Genomic DNA, 20,405 nt, shown 5'->3' with positions numbered 1-20,405 from the left:
GTGTGATGGGGCCGGACGGCGCTGACAACGGGCCGTCGCCGCTGGGCTCAGCCCGGCAGCAGCTCCAGCCCGCGGATCTCGCGGATGCCCAGGCCCGGCGCATCGGTGATGGTGATTTCCGATTCGTTGAAGATCACCCCGCCTTCGACCGGGTTGAACTGCCCCAGCGACGGACCGTCCAGGTCCACCTTGGTGATGACGTTGGCCTTGGCCGCGGCCACGTGCACGGCGGCGGCCACGCTGATGCTGGTCTCGATCATGCAGCCGATCATGCATTCCACCCCGTACAGCGAGGCGATGTCGGCGATGCGGATGGCGTTGGAGATGCCGCCGGTCTTCATCAGCTTGATGTTGATGATGTCGGCGGCGCGCATCTTGATCAGGTCGATCACCTCGGTGGGGCCGAACACGCTCTCGTCCGCCATCACCGGCGTGTGCACGCGATCGGTGACGTACTTCAGCCCGTCCAGGTCGCGCGCCTTCACAGGCTGTTCCAGCAGCTCCAGCACCACTCCGGCGTCCTCCAGGTGCTGCATGGCGAACACCGCCTGCTTGGCGGTCCAGCCCTGGTTGGCGTCCAGGCGCAGCAGCGCGCGGCCCTCGACGGCCGAATAGATGGCCTTCACCCGCTCGATGTCCAGGCCGATGTCCTTGCCCACCTTGATCTTCAGCGATTCGAAGCCGCGCTCCACCGCGCTGATCGAGTCGGCCACCATCTTGTCGATGTAGTCCACGCTGATGGTGATGTCGGTGGTGATGACCGGATCGCCGCCGCCCAGCATCTTGTACAGTGGCGCGTCGTAGAGCTGCGCCCACAGGTCGTACACCGCGATCTCCACCGCGGCCTTGGCGCTGGTGTTGCGCTCCAGCGCGGTCTGGATGAGGTCGGTGATGCGGTTGAGGTTGGCGATGTCCTGGCCGATCAGGCGGGGCCGGATGAACTTGCCGACCGCTTCGACGATGGAGCCATGCGTGTCGCCGGTGATGACCGCGGTCGCCGGCGCCTCGCCATAGCCGACGTGGCCGGTGTCCGTGTGCACGATCACCACGATGTCCTCCACCGTGTCCACCGTGCGCAGGGCGGTCTTGAACGGTGTCTTCAACGGCACGCGCAGCATGCCGAACTTGATATCGGTGATCTTCATGGAGCCCCTTGGGGACGGACGCGCTGGATGGCGGTGATGCGGTCGACGGTGGACTGCTCGCTGTTGAACAGCAAGGGCTCCAGCGGGGTGACCGCCACGGAGTTGAGCCTGGCGCGCACGGTCTTGCCGTCGGCGCCGCGATAGGTGATGCCGGTGGTGTCGTGGATGGTGTAGGTGATGCCGTTGTCGTGGCCGATCACCATCATCACGTGGCCGGGGATGTACACCAGGTCGCCCACCTGCAGCGTGCGCAGCATGGCCAGCCGCTTCTCGTGGCTGTCGCCGGGGTCGAAGCCGATGCGTTCCAGCGCCGGGCTGACCGCCTGCGCACTGGTGTTGCGGGGCAGGACGATGCCCATGCTGCGGTAGACCTCGGACACGAATCCGCTGCAATCGCGGCTGTCGTACCCGTGGCCCCAGCCGTAGCGTTCGCCCAGGAACTTGAAACCCTGCTGCAGGAGGTTGGCCGGCGTCAGCGGCAGGTAGTCCGGTGCCACGTCGGCAGTACGCGGCAGCAGGGCAGGCAGCAGGGCCAGCGAGCCGTCCCCGCGCCGCACCGGCAGCTGGATCACGTGCGAGGTGTAGGGGTGTTGCCCGTTCACCGGGGCATCGGCCGGCCAGTCGGCCAGCACCGGTACGCGCACGCCCATGTCCAGTTGCAGCGCCGACAGGCCGGGCTCCTCGGGGTTGTAGACGGTTCGGGCGGTCGCGCCCGTCACCACTAGGCCCGGGCCGCTGCGGCCGTAACCGAACACGGCGTCGCGGCTGCCCACGGCGACATGCCGCTTCTCGATCCAGGCGGCATACAGCGGGCTCACCACGAAGTACCACGCACCGTCCGCACTGGTGTGCGCGATGACCACCGGCGTGCCGGGGAACAGTGCGCTTTCCTGGAAGCGGTCGATGTCGGTGTCGTCCGCGCTGTTGAACACGCGCTCGCGGGTGGGGAACGTCCGCAGGTCCGCGCGGTGCACCACCAGACCGTAACGTGCAGGGGCATGTTCGGCCACGGCATCGACCGCCGCGTTGGCCGCGATCGCCGCCAGGCGGTCCGCCGCGATCTCGCGGCCCTGGTCGTCGTACAGGGTGCGGGTGGGCGGGGCCGACAGCGGATCCAGCCATGCACGCACATTGGCGCGCGTCAGCGTCGCGGGCAGGGCTTCCAGGTCGTGGACGTGGCGGTCCTGCTGGCGCATGCGCGCGTTCTGCGCGGCGACCCCGGGGGCGTCCAGCAGGACGCGCTGCGGCTGGGCCAGCCTGCCGATCCAGTAGTCGGCCTGCAGGTGGTGGTCTTCGACCCCGATGACCGCGTGGCGCGGCACCGGCAGGGGCTCGCGTGCGGTGGCCGACAGCGTGGCGCCCAGCAGGACCAGCGCCAGTGCGCGGGCCAGCGTGCCGCGTCCGGGTGTGCGCGGCCCCACGCTGGGCCGGTACGGCGTCGATACGTTCATCCACTCCCCTCCATCAGTCCCGCCCTTGGATGCACATGACGCCATGCCGGGGGTGGGTTCTGCAAGAATATTTATTTCTCACGAGATAAAAATCAAGAATAAATTATTGACCCTCGCATTTGCCTCGTGTTACACAACCGTGACCGGTCGGCTAGGGGATGTTCGACGTGGATGCCAGCGGTAGCCAGCACACCATTGCAGTACGCGGCAGGCGCCGGCAGCGCCGGCTGGCCGCGTGGCTGTGTCTGGGCGGGTGGCCGATGGTACTCCTGGCGCCGGGACTGGCCATGGCGGGCGATCCGCTGGCGGCGATCGTCGCCGACATCGACCGCGGGCGCTTCCACGAGGCAGATCAGGCGATCGATCGGGCGTTGCAGGCGGGCAGCGTCGCCGACGCCCGGGCGCTGCAGTTCCAGCGCGAGCGCATGCGCCGCATCCGACTGGACTTCGGCCTGGATGGTGCGGCGGTCAGGCAGCGCATCCGCGCGCAGGTACCGGACCTGCGCGAAGACGAGTTCCAGCGGTGGGACGCCGCCGGATTGATCGAACGCCTCGACATCGACGGCGAGCCACGCTACTTCAACCGCTCGGTGTCCAACCTGTTCCGGCTGAGCCCGGAAGCGGCCGCCCGCCGCGCAGCGCCGGTGCGCCCCTTCGTCCAGGGGCCCTACGAAACGCTGCATCGACATCACCGCGACGTGGTGCAGGCATCCAAGGCGACGGGCGCGACCAGCGTGCTGCCCCGCCGCGTCCGCATCACCCACCGCATCACCGTCAAGCCCGACGCGGTGCCGGCTGGCGAGACGGTGCGCGCATGGATTCCCTATCCGCGCGCCATCGCCGGCCAGCAGGAAGCCATCGCCCTGGTCGAGAGCCGACCGGCCAGGCCGCAGGTCGCGCCCGAGCGCGCGCTGCAACGCACGGCCTATCTCGAACAGTCCGCCATCGCGGGCCAGCCGACGACCTTCCCGCTGACCTACGAAGTTACCGTGCACGCGCGCCGCGTCGCGATAGATCCGGACCGCGTGGTGCCGCCCACGCTGACGCCGGAGCTGGAGCCGTTCGTGGCCGAACGCGCGCCGCATGTGGTCTTCAGCGACGACCTGCGCCGCTTCAGCGCCGACGTCGTCGGCGACGAGACCAACCCCTACCGCATCGCGCAGAAGCTGTTCGCGGCGGTGGACCGCATACCGTGGGCGGGTGCCCGCGAATACTCCACCCTCAGCAACATCAGCGACTACGCCTTCCGCGCCGGCCACGCCGACTGCGGCCAGCAGACGCTGCTGCTGATCACGCTGTTGCGGATGAACGGCATTCCCGCGCGCTGGCAGTCGGGTTGGGCGTATTCCGAAGACGTCGAAGGCCACGACACCATGCACGACTGGGGCGCGCTGTACCTGGCGCCCTACGGCTGGGTGCCGATGGACGTGACCAGCGGTCAGCTGGAGTCGGACGATCCGGCCCTGCGCTGGTTCTACCTGGGCGGGCTGGATGCCTACCGCGTCGCCTTCAACGACGACTATTCGCGCGACTTCATCCCCGCCAAGCAGCACGAGCGCTCAGAGACGGTCGACCTGCAGCGCGGTGAAGTGGAGTGGAGGGGCGGGAACCTCTACTTCGACCAATGGGATTACCAGTTCGAATGGACCGTGCTGCCCCGGGACGGGCGCGGCTGATCGCAACACCACCACCACACGATTCAACACCATCTTTAGCAGGAGAGAGCGGGGATGAAAGGCAAGGTTCTGAAGAAGGCGGCACTGGGCATGGCGTTGGGCGCCTGCCTGGCGTCGATGGCGCCCCTGGCGATGGCGCAGAGCGCGACCGGTGCGGTCGCCGGCCGTGCAAGCGCGGGCGACCAGATCATGATCACCAACACCGCCACGGGCGCGACGCGCTCGGTGACGGTGGGCGGCGACGGCGGCTACCGCCTCAGCCAGCTGCCGGTGGGCGACTACCAGCTGCAGGTCAAGCGCAATGGCGAGGACGTGGGCGAATCCGTGGCCGTCAACGTCGCGCTGGGCGGCACCACCACCGTCAACCTAGGCAGCGACGGCGGCGTGGTGAACCTCAACGCCGTGCAGGTGGTGGGTTCGCGCGTGATCAACCGCGTGGACGTGCGTTCGACGGAGTCGGCGACGAACATCAGGCGCCAGGAACTGGCGCGGCTCCCTGTGGACCAGAGTGTGGAGTCCGTGGCATTGCTCGCGCCCGGCGTGGTCTCGTCCGGCGCCACGTTCGGCGGTCTCACTTTTGGCGGTTCGTCGGTCGCGGAGAACGCGGTCTACATCAATGGCCTCAACGTCACCGACCCTTATCGGCGTCAGGGATTCTCGTCCGTTCCGTTCGCGTTCTACGAGGAATTCCAGGTCAAGACCGGCGGATACTCCGCTGAGTTTGGACGCACCACGGGCGGCGTCATCAATGCGGTGACACGGTCGGGCAGCAACGAGTTCCAGGCCGGTGCCGAGCTCACCATGCAGCCGCGGGCATGGGCCGCAGACCAGAAGGACCGGTTCCATTCGGACGGTACCATCGACGAGCGCGATCGCCGGAGCAGGGACGGGGGTTCGTCCTACAAGACGAATGTCTGGGCATCGGGCGCCATCGTCCAGGACAAGCTGTTCTTCTTCGCGATGTACGAGAACCGGGACAGCAATCCCAAGGACGTCGACACGATCGAGGCCTGGTACACCGACAGCAACAACGATTTCTGGGGCGCCAAGCTCGACTGGCAGATCAATGACAACCATTTGCTTGAGCTGCTGGCATTCTCCGACGAGGCCGAGTCCAGTACGAGTTCTTATGACTACGATTGGGATGCGGAAGCCCGTGGCGAGAAGACAGGCGAAAGTTACGCGGGCTCGGGTGGTGACAACTGGTCCCTGACCTACACCGGGCACCTGACGGAGAATTTCGTCGCCAAGGCGATGTACGGTGTAAACAAGCGGAGTGCCACTGGCGGGAGCCCCTGGGACGCAGGCTGCAGCATCGTCAGTCGCTCGGGCACATACAACGCGCTGTTTCCGCCGGCAACAATGCGTGAGGGATGCCATCCAAGCAACGCAAGTATCAGCAGCCGCTACGACAAGCGCGAAGCGACCCGCTTGGATTTCGAGTGGGCCTTGGGCGACCATCTGCTGCGCTTCGGATTCGATCAGGAGATCATGGATTCCACCAGCTCCCGCATCTATCCGGGCGACGGCGTCAGCTATACCGCGATTGGTATCGCGGCTGACGAAACGGATCGCGATCTGCCGAACGGCGCCACCATTCCCGACGGCGTGACGGCCTATATCGATGCACGTCGCTACGTCACCGGTGCGCCCGTCACCACGGAAGCGCAGGCGATCTACATCGAAGACAACTGGAACGTCACGCCCAACCTTCTGTTGAATCTTGGCCTGCGCGCAGACAAGTTCCACAACAAGCTGGCGTCTGGCGCCAGCTTCGCCAAGGCCGACTTCAGCGACATGATCTCTCCGCGCCTGGGCTTCAGCTGGGACATGAAGGGTGACGGCACGACCAAGTTCTTCGGCAACGCCGGACGCTACTACATTCCCATCACCAACAAACTCACGGACTATTTCGGTGGCGGCACCACGGACGAGCACACCTACTACGTGCTCAATGGTTGGGTCGAGCGGACCGATCCGGTGACCGGCGCGCCCTATCTCTTTCCTGACATCGGCGAACAGTTGGGTCCGGTCAATACCGAGGGCAACGTGCCCGCCCCGGACGATGTCCGCACGGCCGTGGCCAAGGACCTCAAGCAGGTCTTCCAGGACGAATACATCCTGGGCTTCCAGCAGGCGATCAACCAGGCGTGGTCGTGGGGTGTCAATGCGACCTATCGAAAAGTGACCCGTGCCGTCGAGGATGCGCGGATAAATCATGTCGAAGGGTGCGACTGGTATTCCGGCGACTGGCCCATCATCAACCCCGGCGAGACGACCACGCTGTGGTGCCCCGATACCGAGGACTGGGTGACGTTCGACAGCTCGCGCGACGGTTACATCGCGCTAGGCAGCGGCCTGGTGATGGGCTACAAGAAGCCCAAGCGGACCTACAAGGCGGTCGAGTTCCAGATCGACCGTGCCTGGGACGACAAGTGGGCGTTCAATGCGTCTTACCTGTGGTCGAAATCGGAGGGCAACATCGAAGGTCCCGTCAACTCCGATACGGGCTACAACGACACGAACCTCGTCCAGTACTACGACCATCCGGCAGTGAACGAGCGCTACGGCGTCCTGTTCAACGACTACCGCCACCAGATCAAGCTTCGGGGCAGCTACAAGCTCAACGAGATGTGGAGTTTCGGTACGACGGTATCGGTGCGCTCGGGCGGTCCGATCACGGCCTTCGGTGTGCGGTGGCCCAACGACAACCGCAGCGCCGGTGGTCCGGGTGAATTCAGTGGCGGTGGCTCGGGCTGGATCTGCGTGTCGGGCTGCAGCGACTGGACTACGCGCGAACTGGTCTATACCGGACGCGGAGCTTTCGGCCGCATGCCCTGGGTGTATGACGTGGGCGCCAATGTCACCTGGACCCTGCCGGTCGAAGGAATCGATCTCAAGGCGAGGCTGTCGGTCTACAACCTGCTGGACAAGCAGACCGTCATCAACGTGCACTCCCGCTACGAAAGTACGCCGGGCAACGAAATGCCCTACTTCGGCGAAGGCACCGTCTGGCAATCCCCCCGCTACACCCAGCTCGTGGTGACGTGGAACTTCTGATCGCGCAGCGCATGCGGTCGAAGCTGTGACTCTCCCGTGGCCTGCCGTTCGCGGCAGGCCTTTCTTTTGCCCTGGTGCGCGTGCGCAGGGTGCGTGCGCCGTACTATTCCTGTAACCCTGCCTTTGCGGAGGAACCGTCATGACCCCGTCCGTCCCACCCGCGCGGCGCATCCTGGCCGTCGCCGCCATGACCGTGCTGTTGGCCGCCTGCGCGCACAGCGGTCCGCGCAACCCGCTGGCCACCTGGGTCCCGTCGAAGAATTTCGATGAGCGCCGGCCGGTGGTCATCGTGCTGCACTACACCGAACAGGCGTCCGTCGAGCAGTCGCTGGATACGCTGCGCAGCCGCAACAGCGGAGGGCGCGTCAGTTCGCACTACCTGCTCGGCAAGGACGGAAAGATCTACCAACTGGTCAGCGACGCGAAGCGTGCCTGGCATGCGGGCGCCGGACGCTGGGGCGCGATCACCGACGTCAACAACGCCTCCATCGGCATCGAGATCGACAACGACGGAAAAAGTCCGTTCCCCGATTCGCAGATCGACAGTCTGATCGTCCTGCTGCGCGACCTGACCACGCGTCTGCGCATTCCGCCCACGCAGATCATCGGCCACTCGGACCTGGCGCCGACGCGCAAGATCGATCCGGGCCCGCTGTTCCCGTGGAAGCGGCTGCACGATGCGGGTTTCGGCCTGTGGCCAGCCGATGCCACACAGGACCCCCCGGCCGGGTTCGATCCCTGGTTGGCGCTGCAGGCCATCGGCTATTCCACCGATAACCGGGCAGATACCGTGCGCGCATTCCACCACCGTTTCCGCGGGATGGAAGGCACCGAACTGGACGCCCAGGACCTGCGCATCCTGTATGCGCTCACGCGCACCGCCGACACGACGCCAGCCGCTCCGGCATCGCCCTGATCAGGAATATTCCAGTCAGTTTTTCTGGGACGCGAGAATAAATTATTGACTCATCGCAAGGGGCGTGCTACACCGCTGTGAAAGGGGTTTTCCGTCGATCGCGGTAGGGGTCGACGGTGAGGTAGCCGGCGGGGGTGCCGGCGCAACAACCGAAGCATCAGGCAATGCCTGCAATGCGCGTCCGGAACGGGATGCGCCGGATGGCACGGATGGGGATCCATACGTTCCGGGGATGCATCAATGCGGTGTCCATGTCCTGCCAGGACCCACCGTACGCACGCAATCCCACGGGCGACGTGCTCCGCGCAATGCAGTGCATCGTATCGACCATGTAGTGCAGCGTCCTTTCAGCCCGGAGATTCCGCATGCCCATTCGCTCCCTTCCGCTCAAGCCAAGCCATCTCGCCGCCGCCATCATGTTGGGGCTTGCCGTTCCCGGCATCGGACTTGCGCAGGAGGCGGCGTCTCCTCCCGAAAGCACGGCGCGCACGCTGGACACGGTGACGGTCACCGGTTCGCGCATCAAGCGCACGGAGATCGAGACCCAGTTGCCGATCACGGTGCTGCAGAAGGAGCGCATCGACGCCCTGGGCATCTCGTCCGCAGAGCAACTGCTGATGTTCCTCAACATCGCGGGCAATTCGTCCGACAACCTCGCCAGTAATGCCGGCATCGTGAGCGACGAACAGCGCGGCAACAACGGCGTATCGGGCGCCAACCTGCGCGGCCAGGGAGCCGACGCGACGCTGGTGCTGTTGAATGGGCGCCGCGTCGCCACTCATGGCCTGAAAGGCCGCGCGGTCGACCTGAATTCGATCCCCTTCGCGGCGATCGAACGGGTGGAGGTGCTGCGTGACGGCGCCTCGGCGGTCTACGGCACCGATGCCATCGGCGGCGTCATCAACTTCATCACCAAATCCGACTACACCGGCATTGAGGCATCCGCCTTCGTGGATGCCACCGAGGCCGGTGGCGGCAACATCTACCGGACCAACCTGCTGGCCGGCTGGGGCGACCTGGACCAGAACCGCTGGAACGTCTTCGGTTCGCTGACCTTCAAGAAGAACGACATCCTGCGCGGCAGCGACCGCGACTTCTCCAACACCTTCCAGCCGGACAGGGGCCTGTCGCCGGATACGCGCGGCACCCCGTTCGCCACCATTTTCGGCCTGGCGGGCGGAATGATCGGGACGGGTCTGCAGGATCCCCAGGGTACGGCACGGCAGAGCGCCATCAACATCCTGAACCTGCCGGGCGGAGGCGGGTGCGAGGCCGGCGGCGATGCCATGGGGGCCTACGACTACCGGCTGTGGAACGTGCCAGGGTCGAAGTACGCATGCGCCTGGGATTACCCCGCCGCCGCGGTCATCCAGCAGCCGCAGGAAAGCGTGGATTTCATCGGCCGCGCGACGTTCAAGATCAACGACGACCACCAGGCCTACGTCGAGTTCATGGGCTCGCAGGTCGATGTCACCAAGATCTTCGAGCCCAACCAGATCTCGTCCAGCACCAGCGCCACGGCGGCGTTCAACCCCAATACCTGGTTCCCGCTGAATGCGACCACCCAGGACACGTACGACCTGCTGTACGACGCCCTGGTCGATTACTTCGGGCCGGGGGGCATTACCTACGGCAACCGCATCGCCTATCGCTGGCGCTGCATGGAGTGTGGCTACCGCCAGATCGACACGACCACCAAGGCCTATCGCCTGTTGGCCGCCTTCGAAGGCAAGTTCATCGGCAGCTGGGACTACAACGTCGGCCTGTCGCGCGCTTCCAGCGAGTCGTGGTCCGAGCTGGGCGGCGGCTACTTCTATACCGCCAACCTGCAGCAGCTGCTCGGCGACGGCATCCTGAATCCGTTCCTGCTGCCCGGCCAGAGCCAGTCGGCCGCTGCCATGCAGGGCCTGGCCGCGGCTTCCGCGCGCGGCGTACGGTTGTACGGCGGCGAATCGATCGTCACGACCCTGGATGCGTCGTTCTCCGGAAGCCTGGGCTTCTCGCTGCCGGGCGGTGACGTGCTGGCCGCGACCGGCTTCGACCTGCGCCGGGAAGAGTTCAAGTTCGACGGCAACACCTCGTCGCAGGCGTCGCTGATCTTCAATGCGCCGTTCGACAACGCCAACATCCTCGACGACGTCAGTCGCGACATCAAGGCCGTGTTCGCGGAAGTCTATCTGCCTGTCACCCGCAACTTCGACCTGACGCTGGCCGCGCGTTACGACGAATACGACGGCTTCGGCGGCACCACCAACCCGAAGGTGTCCTTCAAGTACCAGCCCATCGAGGGCGTCGCGTTCCGTGGCGCCTACAGCACGGGCTTCAAGGTGCCTTCGTTCAACCAGCTGTTCAATGGCGTCACCGAAAGCCCTTACACCGGCCTGGATCTCGCGGATCCGGCAACGTGCCCGGGCGCCGTGGCCGATGCCAGCGTGCCGGGTTGCGAATCCATCCGCCCTGTCATCCTGACCGGCGGAAAGGAGGACCTGGATCCGGAGGAGTCCACGCAGAAGAGCTTCGGCGTGGTGCTGGCGCCGGTGGAATGGTTGAACGTGAGCGTGGACTGGTGGGAGATCGAACGCGAGAACACCATCCGTGGCGCTCCCCTGGAAACCCTCGTCGATTACTACGATCTGTTCTCGGCCAATTGGATCCGGGACGCGAGTGGCGAGGTGATCGCCATCGACCGCCGCTACATCAATTCGGGCGGCAGCCTGATGCGGGGCATCGAGATCGACGGCAACGTCATGGGCGAGCTGGCCGGTGGCAGCTGGCGCCTCAACCTCAATGGCAGCTACATCAACACCTTCAAGACCAAGGCGCTGGAAGCGCTGCCGTACACCGAGAGCCTGGTGGGCGACTACGTCCGTTACTACAACCTGCCGATCAAGTGGAAGCACACGCTCAACTTCGTCTGGCAGAAGGGCGACTGGGCGCACACGTTCAGCCAGATCTACCGCGACGGCTACAACGACGAGCTCCCCATCAGCGTGCGCAACGGCAGCTACATCCCCGAGAACTGGAATCCGCGCGTCTCCAACTACACCACGTACAACTACAGCCTGGCGTACTCCGGCTTCGACAACATGAAGCTGACCTTCGGCGTGAAAAACCTCACCGACGAAGATCCGCCGTTCACCGCGCACATGAACGACTATGCGGCGGGTGCGGGCTGGGAGACGCGTATCGCCGATCCACGCGGGCGCGCCTACAGCCTGTTGGTCGAATACAAGTTCCGCTGAGCGGTAGTGCGGAGCCCCAGGCGCGGCCGGTCCCTGGACCGGCCGCGTCGTATCAGTACGAACGCCACGTCGCTTCGGTGGCGGAGGAAGCAAGCGTGCGAAAGACAACGAACCTGCGACGGCCATTCCGGGGATGGCGGCAGGCATGCGCGATGCTGCTGGCCCTGTCGGGGCTGGGTGGCGGCCAGGTGCTGGCCGGTGACGATGGCCTGCGTGCGGCCCGCGACCGGGCCGTCGACGAGGCCTTCGAACATATCGCCTGCCCGGCCTTGCCGTCGGCGTGATCCGCGACGGTGAGATCGTCTACACGCGTACCCTGGGCGAACGCGAAGCTGGCGGCGGAGAACGGATCGACGACGCCACGCTGTTCAAGATCGCCTCCAACAGCAAGGCGATGACGGCCGGCGTGCTGGCGCGCCTGGTCGATGCCGGCAGACTGAAGTGGGACGACCCGGTCACGAAGCACCTGCCGCAGTTCCGCATGCACGACCCGTGGGTCACGCAGCAGATGCAGGTGCGCGACCTGCTGATCCACAACAGCGGCCTGGGCCTGGGCGCCGGCGACCTGATGCTGTGGCCGGAGCCCAACCGGTTCACGCGCGCCGACATCATCGCCGGCCTGCAGCACCTGAAGCCCACGCACAGCTTCCGTGCCGCCTACGCCTACGACAACCTGCTGTACGTCGTCGCCGGCGAAGTGGCCGCCGCTGCGGGCGGCGTGCCGTACGAGGAGCTGGTCAAGCGTGAACTGTTCCAACCGCTCGGCCTGTCGCGTTGCCAGGTCGGTGAATGGAACCGCGCCGAGGTAGGCAACGTGGCGCAGCCGCACATGCGCACGCCGCAGGGCAACCGGGTCATCCGCGAGGACGAGACCATCGTGCCCAACGTCACCTCGATGGCCGCCGGCGGGATCCGTTGCAGCCTCGACGACATGCTGTCCTGGATGCGCATGTGGCTGTCGCCGGAGGCGCAGCCGACCTGGTTGTCGCCCGCGCAGCGCCGGGCCGTCTGGACGGCCCACATGCCGATGCCCGTGAGCGCGCGCATGCGCGCCTGGGACAACAGCCACTTCTCCGCCTATGGCTACGGATGGCGGCTGTCCGACGTCGACGGCGCCTGGAAGGTGGCCCACACCGGGACGCTGGCGGGCATGTATTCGTCGGTGATCCTGTTGCCCGATCAGCGCACCGGCATCGTCATCCTGATCAATGGCGAAGGCGAGGCCGCACGCACCGTGCTGGGGCAGGTGCTGACCAAGCAGATCACCCGGCCGGGCGAGACGCCCAGCGTGGCGCACTACGCCGCGCTGCTGGACGAGGAGCGCGCGGGCGAACGCGCCGCCAAGCCGAAGCCGGATACCCGTCATCGCAGCCCCGCCACCGCGGCGGCGCTGTCGGCCTGGACGGGTCGCTACCGGGATCCCTGGTTCGGCGATGCGACGGTCTGCGCGCAGGGTGATCGCGTGCGCTTCGCGTCGGCGCGTTCGTCGATGCTCACCGGCACCGTGATGCAGGTGGACGCGCGCTGGCTGGTCGACTGGGACGACGACAGCGTCGATGCCGAGCCCTGGCTGCATTTTTCGGCCGATGCCGGGTCGACCACGCTGGCACTTTCGCACGTGGATCCCGAAGCGGACTTCAGCTACGACTACCAGGACCTCGCCTTCACCCGCGTGGCGGCGTGCGATGCGGCAGCCACGACGAAGGTCGACGTGTCGCCGGCCACCGATGCGGCCAGCGCGGGCCTGGTGGATGTCGCGTCGCTGGCGAAGGGCGTGCGACTGGACATGCGCTACGCCGGCACCGCCAACTTCACCGGCGCGCGCGTGCCCGGCTACGAAGCGAACACCTGCCTGCTGCTGGCGCCCGTGGCGCAGGCGCTGGCGAAGGTGCAGGCGGACGTGCAGCGCGAGGGCCTGTCGCTGAAGCTGTTCGACTGCTACCGGCCGGTGCGGTCGGTGAAGCATTTCGTGGCCTGGGCACGCGACGCCGCCGACCAGCGCACCAAGCCTGCGTTCTATCCGAACGTCGAGAAAGCGGCGTTGCTCGACGGCTACATCGCGGAAACCTCCGGGCACAGCCGCGGCGCCACGCTGGACCTCACGCTGACCCGCTGTGAGCGCGGAGCCTGCGTCGACCTGGACATGGGCACGCCCTTCGACTTCTTCGATCCCCGCGCCAACACCGCGCATGCCGACCTGTCGCCTGCACAGAAGGCCAACCGCGCGCGCCTGCTCGATGCGATGTCGCGGCACGGGTTCCATAATTACCCGATGGAATGGTGGCATTTCACCTTCCGGCCCGAGCCCTCCCCCCAGACCGCGTACGACGTTCCGATCCAATGACTTCCTCCCCCTCCTCCCTCCCGTCGCGGACCACCGATGTCGCGGTGATTGGTAGCGGCATCGTCGGTCTGTCGACGGCGCACCACCTGCTCGACCGCGGCCTGTCCTGCATGCTGATCGACCCCAAGGGTCCGGCGGGCGAGACGTCGTTCGGCAACGCGGGTTCGATTTCCGTCGGCAACGTGATGCCGCAGTCGACGCCGGGCATCGTGGTGAAGGCGCTGCGCATGCTCGCCAACCCGCTGGCGCCGCTGAAGCTGGACTGGGGCGTCAGCCCTTCGTATGCACGCTGGCTGCTGCAGTTCCTGGTGCAGGGACGTCCGCAGCACGTGCTGCCGATCATCGACGCGCTGAGCGCGATCAACCGCGCGTCGCGTGACGCGTGGCTCGCCCTGGGCGAGCGCATCCAGGCGCAGGACCTGATCGCGCATACCGGCTACCTGCATGTCTACAGCGAACAGGAGACGTTCGCGAAGGGCGAGTGGGAGCGCGGCCTGATGCGCAGGCACGGCGTCGCCTTCGACGTGCTCGATGCCGCACAGCTGCGCGAGCTGGAACCCGGGATCGGTGCCGGCTTCCAGCGCGCGGTGTTCCAGCGCGAATCGCTGGCGATGCGCGACCCGGGCGATTTCTGCCGGCGCCTGTTCAACCACCTGAGCGCGCGCGGCGCCGTGCCGCTGACCGCGAGCGTATCGTCGATCGCGCGCCGCGACGGCGGCTACCAGGTCGATACCGATCATGGTCCGGTGCATGCGGGCCGTGTCGTCGTGGCGGCAGGCGCGTGGAGCAATGCGCTGCTGCGGCCGTTCGGACTGAAGATTCCGGTGATTCCCGCACGCGGCTATCACCTGATGTATCCGCAGGCGCAGGCCGTGGTCGGGCGCCCCACGCTGTGGGCCGAGCGCTACCTGGTGGTGTCGCCGATGCAGGCGGGCATCCGCATGACCAGCATCAAGGAACTGACCGCACTCGACCGCGATCCGCACTATCACCTCATCCGCAGGCTCGGCCCCGAGGCGCGCAAGCTGTTCCCGGGCATCACCGGCGAACCGGTCTCGGAATGGGCGGGCAACCGGCCGTGCACGCCGGATTCGCTGCCGATCATCGACCGGGTGCCGGGCGAGGAGATCTTCGTCGCCACCGGGCACGGCCACCTGGGACTGACCCAGGGGCCGGTGACCGGGCGCCTGCTCGACCAGATGATGGCGGGCCAGCCGACGGAGATACCGCTGGCGCCGTATGGGCTGGCGCGGTTCGCGTAAATCCTGCCTGTTCTTGTGGGAGCGACGTAAGTCGCGATCGCGGACGGTGGCGGTCCGGGCGCTTTGAGGACGACGGGCGTCCTTATCGATGCGCACGCCATTCGCTCATTTGGCGCTGCTCCCGGATCTCAATGCACTGCGGCCTGTGTTCGCGACTTACGTCGCTCCCACAAAGGCACCCGCGCTAAGCGCCGCCCACGAACCCTGCCTGGCGCCAAACCTCGAACACCACCACCGCCACGGTGTTGGAGAGGTTGAGGCTGCGGTTGTCCGGCCGCATCGGCAGGCGCAGGCGCTGGTCCGGCGGCAGGCCGTCCAGCACGTCCTGCGGCAGGCCGCGCGTTTCCGGGCCGAACAGGAAGGCATCGCCGGGACGATACTCGGGCTGGTCGTAGCGCATGGTGCCCCGCGTGCTCAGCGCGAACAGGCGGCCGGGACGGATGCGCTGCAGGGCCGCTTCTAGCGAAGCGTGGACCTGCAGCGTGGCGTACTCGTGGTAATCCAGGCCGGCGCGCTTGAGCTGCCTGTCTTCCAGCGTGAACCCGAGGGGTTCGATCAGGTGCAGCCGCGCGCCGGTGTTCGCACAGAGGCGGATGGCATTGCCGGTATTCGGGGGAATTTCCGGCTGGTACAGCAGGACATCGAGGTCCAGGGCGTCGGTCATGGCGCGCATTCTACGCGGCGCTGCATGGCCTCGCGGGCGGGTGGTGCGGTGGAACTCCGGCCATGGCCGGCTTGCATATCACGCGGGTGGAACGTGTTGCCTGCGTATCAACGCGAAGCCAGCTGGCTGGCCAGCACACCTGCCTGCACGGCGACCTGCTGCATGTCTTCCGCCGACGGACGCACGGTGACCACCGGCATGTCGACCACGCGCACCGCCTGCTGGGCGACGAAGTAGGCCAGGTCCTCGGCGGTCGGCGTCACGTTGACGGCGGCCAGGTCGACGATCTTGGCGTCCTTGTAGGTGTTGTAGTGGGCCAGGTCGGCGGCGTCCGGGGTGACGGTGACGGTCGGCAGGTCGACGATGCGCTCTGCCGCGGCGGCGGCGGCCGTGCGGCCCGTGTCGGCCTGGGTGGCGGAGACGACCATGGCGCCGGCGCACAGGGCGAAGACGACGGCGGCGGTCAGCGGGAGGAGGTTCTTGGCGTTCATTGTCATGCCTCTGTAGTGATGTTGTGGGGTGGTGTGGTAGTAAGGTAGTACACCTAGACAGAACGGTCAAGCGAAACCTGTTGTTTCGATGAGTTGATTCAGGGTTCAGTCAGGTTTGGTTCGGAACAGCGGGCGGCTTGTTATAGGTGGAGCAGGAACCGTGCCAAACGTAAGTTGTTGATCCAGTTGAATTTAAATATGCAGTGTTGCTGTCCGGTGTCCGGGTTGCGTGTCCGTCCGGTTGTCCGTCCTGCATGCACAAGACGCGGCCGGGCGTGTGGTGTGACTGCGAACACGCCACCTGGGCCGGAGGCCGGTCAGCTTGGGGTGTGCTGGTTGTGATGCGGTTTAGGCAGGAACCGTTGCAGTTCCGCCGGAACGCCGGGGATGGCGTTCAGTTTCACCAGGGCAGGGACTGGCCCTGCCAATCGAGGAAGGACCCGCTGTCGTCGGGCGTGAGGCGGTCGATCACGTGCAGCAGCCCGGCGGCGGACTCCTCCACCGACAGCGCGGCGTTCTGCCCGCCCATGTCGGTGCGCACCCAGCCGGGATGCAGGGCCACGACGGTGACGTGCCGGGTGGACAGCGCCTGCGCCAGCAGCGAGGTGGCCATGTTCTGTGCCGCCTTGCCGATGGCGTAGCTGGGCGTGCGGAATTCCTGCCGCAGGCCGATCGAGCCGACTTCGGAGGAGATGTTGGCGACCACGCCCCCTTCGGCCAGCCGGGGCGCCAGCGCCTGGGTCAGCAGGAACGGGCCCGCCGCATTGGTGTGGAAGCTGGCATCGAGGTCGGCAGGCACGACCTGGCCGAAACGTTCACCCCCGCGCAGCACGCCGGCGTTGTTGATCAGCAGGTGCAGGGACTCTTCGTCGGTCACCAGGGGCAGTTCGCGCACCAGTTCGGCGCGGCTGCGGGGATCGGCCACATCCAGCGGCAGCACGTGCAGGCGCCCGGGATGTTCGCCGGCCAGGGTATTCAGGGCGGTGGCCTTGCCCGGCTGCCGGCAGGTGGCGACAACGTGGCAGTGCCGGCCGAGCAGCTGGCGGACGAGTTCCAGGCCCAACCCGCGGTTGGCGCCGGTGACCAGGCAGTGCTTGCGGTCCATGCAACCTCCGGGGAAGGCGCGAATGGCAGGGCCCACGGACGCATGGGCCATCCGTCATGGCTTGTGGCCTAGTGTAATGAGCCAGGGCCGCGGTTAGCATCGGGTGTTCTGTTCTGCCGACCCCGTATTACAAGGGAGTGTCCGATGCGCCTTACCCGCCGGCCCCGCGCCGCCCTGCTTGCCCTCGCCCTGTCCACCGCCCTCGGCGGCCTGGCGTATGCGCCGGCACCCACGTACGCGAAGCCGGCCGCCGCCGCGGACATCGTGATTCCCTATGAGGAGTTCACCCTGCCCAATGGCCTGCGCGTGATCGTGCATACCGACCGCAAGGCGCCGATCGTGGCGGTGAACATCTGGTACCACGTGGGCAGCAAGAACGAGAGCCCCGGGCGCACGGGTTTCGCGCACCTGTTCGAGCACCTGATGTTCCAGGGCAGCGAGAACCACGACGGCGAGTTCTTCACGCCGTTCGAACTGGTCGGCGCCACCGACCAGAACGGCACCACCAACCAGGACCGCACCAACTACTTCCAGAACGTGCCCACCACCGCGCTCGACATGGCGCTGTGGATGGAATCCGACCGCATGGGCCACCTGCTGGGCGCGATCGACCAGAAGGCGCTGGACGAACAGCGCGGCGTGGTGCAGAACGAGAAGCGCCAGGGCGAGAACCAGCCCTATGGCCGCCGCATCATGGCCCGCATGTTCGAGGCGCTGTACCCGGCCGGACACCCCTACAGCTGGCAGACCATCGGCTCCATGGCCGACCTGGATGCCGCCACCCTGGACGACGTGAAGACCTGGTTCCGCAGCTGGTACGGCCCCAACAACGCCGTGCTGGTGCTGGCCGGCGACATCGACGTGGCCACTGCGAAGGAGAAGGTGACGCGCTATTTCGGCGACATTCCGGCCAGCGCCACGCTGGCCGACATGAAGACCCACATTCCGAAGCATGCCCAGGATACCCGCGAGACCATCCCGGACCGCGTGCCGCAGGTGCGCCTGTACCGCGGTTGGCCGGTGGCCGAGATGGGCACCCGGGACGCGGCGCTGCTGGATCTGTTCGCCCAGGTGCTGGGCGGCAGCGCGGCCTCGCGCTTCGACACCCGCCTGGTGCACGGCGACAAGATCGCCGACCAGGCCAGCGCCTACCAGTGGAGCAGCGAGATCAGCGGCACCTTCTTCCTGGTCTCGACCGTGAAGGAAGGCGTGGACCCGGCCAAGGTGGAGAAGGCGCTGGACGAAGAACTCAAGCGCCTGATCGCCGAAGGCCCCACCGCCGACGAACTGGAACGCGCCAAGGTGGCCGGTCGCGCGGCATTCGTGCGCGGCATCGAGCGCATCGGCGGTTTCGGCGGCAAGTCCGACGTGCTGGCCTCGTGCGCCGTCTACCAGGGCACGCCGGACTGCTACCAGGAAGAGCTGGACATCCTCGCCAACGCGACCGCGGCCGACGTGCAGGCGGCCGCGAAGAAGTGGCTGGCTGGCGCGTCGCACACCATCCTCGTGCAGCCCAGCGAGACCCCGGCCTCGGCCCTGCCGGAAACCGTGTTCGCGGCACCGGCCACTACGCCGGCCGCCACCCCGAAGGTCGACCCGAAGTTCAAGACGGTGAAGACCGACGTCGACCGCAGCGCCGGCGTGCCGAAGACCACCACCTTCCCCGATCTGAAGTTCCCCGCCGTCCAGCGCGCCACGCTGTCCAACGGCATGCAGGTGGTGCTGGCCGAGCGCCATGAGACGCCGGTGGTGCAGATCAATGTCGAGTTCCCGGGCGGCTATGCGGCCGACGTGGGCAAGAAGCTGGGCACCGCGAGCTTCGCGCTGCAGATGATGGACGAGGGGGCGGGCCAGTACGGCGCGCTGGCGCTCGCCGCACGCAAGGAAGCCCTGGGCGCGGAGCTCAGCACCGCTGGCGGCCTGGATTCGGCCTCGGTGGGCCTGTCCGCGCTGACCGAGAAACTGGAGCCGTCGCTGGACCTGTTGGCCGACGTGCTGCGCCGGCCGACCTTCGATCCGGCGGAAATCGAGCGCGTCCGCGCCACCTGGATCGCCGGCATCAAGCAGGAGAAGGCGCGTCCGCAGACCGCCGCGCTGCGCACGCTGCCGCCGCTGCTGTACGGCGCCGGCCATCCGTACGCCATCCCCTTCACCGGTTCGGGGACGGAAGCCTCCATCGCCTCGCTGACCCGCGACGACCTGGTCGCCTTCCACCGCGACTGGCTGCAGCCGGACCAGGCCCGCATCACCGTCGTGGGCGACACCACGCTGGCGCAGATCGTGCCGCTGCTGGAGGCCCGCCTGGGCGACTGGAAGCCCGCGCCCAACGCGCCGAAGCTGCCCGCAGTACCGAAGGTGGCCAATCCGACCAAGCCGCGCGTGTTCCTGATCGACCAGCCGGGCGCCATCCAGTCCAACGTCTACGCCGCGCAGCTGGTACCGCCCACGGGCGACGCCGGCACCATCGACTTCGACTTCGCCAACGGGGTGCTGGGCGGCCAGTTCAGCTCGCGCCTCAACATGAACCTGCGCGAGGACAAGCACTGGGCGTATGGCGCTTACAGCGGCGCCCGCAACACGCTGGGCCAGCGTCCCTGGTGGGCCAGCGCGGCGGTGCAGAGCGACCGCACGGCCGATTCCATGAAGGAACTGCAAAAGGAGATCAGCCAGTTCGCCACCGGCCAGGCCCCGGCCAAGCCGGAGGAAATCGCCAAGATCCGCGCGGCCAACACCCTGGAACTGCCGGGCGCGTACGAAACCGCCTCGGCGGTGCTTGGCCAGATCGTCTCCAACCAGCGCTACGGCCGTCCGGACGATTACATCGTCCAGTACAAGGCCCGCAACGAAGCCATCGGCGCAGCCGATGTGGCCAAGGCCGCCGCCACGCTGTCGCCCTCGTCCCTGACCTGGGTGGTGGTGGGCGACCTGTCCAAGGTGGGCGACTCGGTCCGCGCGCTGCAGCTGGGCGAGGCGGTCCAGCTGGATGCCGACGGCAACGTGAAGAAGTGAGCCCCGCTGCCGCCCCTCCCCGGAGGGGCGGCTGACGGCC

Annotated in this window: 13 protein-coding genes and 1 pseudogene; 9 read left to right on the top strand and 5 right to left on the bottom strand. The window is 66.9% G+C overall.

Annotated features, from left to right (window positions below; genetic code table 11):
- Positions 1–47: 47 nt before the first annotated feature.
- Entirely contained in the window at positions 48–1,145 is a 1,098-nt protein-coding gene (locus CSC76_RS10910; RefSeq protein ID WP_162110034.1) for a dipeptide epimerase, read from the bottom strand.
- Positions 1,142–2,596, bottom strand: coding sequence for a C40 family peptidase (locus CSC76_RS10905; protein WP_162110033.1), 1,455 nt, complete (start codon positions 2,594–2,596; stop codon positions 1,142–1,144). Before CSC76_RS10905 ends, CSC76_RS10910 begins: the two co-directional genes overlap by 4 nt.
- A 260-nt stretch (positions 2,597–2,856) precedes the next feature.
- Between CSC76_RS10905 and CSC76_RS10900 the strand changes: the two genes are divergently transcribed.
- The 8 genes and pseudogenes from CSC76_RS10900 (at position 2,857) to CSC76_RS10865 (ending at position 15,096) form a co-directional block, all read left to right on the top strand.
- Positions 2,857–4,272 (top strand): transglutaminase-like domain-containing protein, encoded by a 1,416-nt coding sequence (locus CSC76_RS10900; RefSeq protein ID WP_162110049.1) that lies wholly within the window; start codon positions 2,857–2,859, stop codon positions 4,270–4,272.
- A 54-nt stretch (positions 4,273–4,326) separates the two neighbouring features.
- Positions 4,327–7,332 carry a TonB-dependent receptor gene (locus CSC76_RS10895; protein ID WP_162110032.1) on the top strand — a complete coding sequence of 1,002 codons (3,006 nt, stop codon included), beginning with the start codon at positions 4,327–4,329 and terminating at the stop codon, positions 7,330–7,332.
- Between the two features lie 139 nt (positions 7,333–7,471).
- Complete coding sequence (locus CSC76_RS10890; RefSeq protein WP_162110031.1) at positions 7,472–8,248, top strand: N-acetylmuramoyl-L-alanine amidase; 777 nt, start codon at positions 7,472–7,474, stop codon at positions 8,246–8,248.
- Between the two features lie 365 nt (positions 8,249–8,613).
- Positions 8,614–11,490 carry a TonB-dependent receptor plug domain-containing protein gene (locus CSC76_RS10885; protein WP_162110030.1) on the top strand — a complete coding sequence of 959 codons (2,877 nt, stop codon included), beginning with the start codon at positions 8,614–8,616 and terminating at the stop codon, positions 11,488–11,490.
- 95 nt (positions 11,491–11,585) lie between these two features.
- Entirely contained in the window at positions 11,586–11,774 is a 189-nt protein-coding gene (locus CSC76_RS19330; protein WP_162110029.1) for a hypothetical protein, read from the top strand.
- Positions 11,771–13,102 (top strand): annotated as a pseudogene (locus CSC76_RS10875) (serine hydrolase); the annotation flags it as partial. The gene CSC76_RS19330 and the pseudogene CSC76_RS10875, both read left to right, overlap by 4 nt.
- A gap of 60 nt (positions 13,103–13,162) precedes the next feature.
- On the top strand, positions 13,163–13,834 hold the full coding sequence (locus CSC76_RS19050) for a M15 family metallopeptidase (protein WP_162110048.1): 672 nt from the start codon (positions 13,163–13,165) through the stop codon (positions 13,832–13,834).
- The gene (locus tag CSC76_RS10865) at positions 13,831–15,096 is read left to right on the top strand and encodes an NAD(P)/FAD-dependent oxidoreductase (RefSeq protein ID WP_162110028.1); all 1,266 of its coding nucleotides are present in this window, start codon (positions 13,831–13,833) and stop codon (positions 15,094–15,096) included. The genes CSC76_RS19050 and CSC76_RS10865 overlap by 4 nt, the downstream gene beginning before the upstream one ends.
- 184 nt (positions 15,097–15,280) lie before the next feature.
- Here the strand turns inward: CSC76_RS10865 and trmL are convergent, their stop codons facing one another.
- The 3 genes from trmL to CSC76_RS10850 all read right to left on the bottom strand — a co-directional run bounded on the left by trmL (position 15,281) and on the right by CSC76_RS10850 (position 17,356).
- Positions 15,281–15,760, bottom strand: coding sequence for a tRNA (uridine(34)/cytosine(34)/5-carboxymethylaminomethyluridine(34)-2'-O)-methyltransferase TrmL (gene trmL / locus CSC76_RS10860; RefSeq protein WP_162110027.1), 480 nt, complete (start codon positions 15,758–15,760; stop codon positions 15,281–15,283).
- Between the two features lie 107 nt (positions 15,761–15,867).
- Entirely contained in the window at positions 15,868–16,251 is a 384-nt protein-coding gene (locus tag CSC76_RS10855) for a hypothetical protein (RefSeq protein WP_162110026.1), read from the bottom strand.
- A gap of 400 nt (positions 16,252–16,651) precedes the next feature.
- Positions 16,652–17,356, bottom strand: a complete 705-nt coding sequence (locus CSC76_RS10850; protein ID WP_162110025.1) for an SDR family oxidoreductase — start codon at positions 17,354–17,356, stop codon at positions 16,652–16,654.
- Between the two features lie 144 nt (positions 17,357–17,500).
- Here CSC76_RS10850 and CSC76_RS10845 point away from each other — a divergent pair, with 144 nt between their 5' ends.
- Positions 17,501–20,365: a M16 family metallopeptidase gene (locus tag CSC76_RS10845; RefSeq protein WP_162110024.1), complete on the top strand. Its 2,865-nt coding sequence runs from the start codon at positions 17,501–17,503 to the stop codon at positions 20,363–20,365.
- Positions 20,366–20,405 lie beyond the last annotated feature (40 nt).

This window comes from Pseudoxanthomonas mexicana (assembly GCF_010093385.1).
GTDB classification, from domain to species: Bacteria; Pseudomonadota; Gammaproteobacteria; order Xanthomonadales; family Xanthomonadaceae; genus Pseudoxanthomonas_A; species Pseudoxanthomonas_A mexicana.
This window is presented reverse-complemented; position numbering and strand designations above follow the sequence as displayed.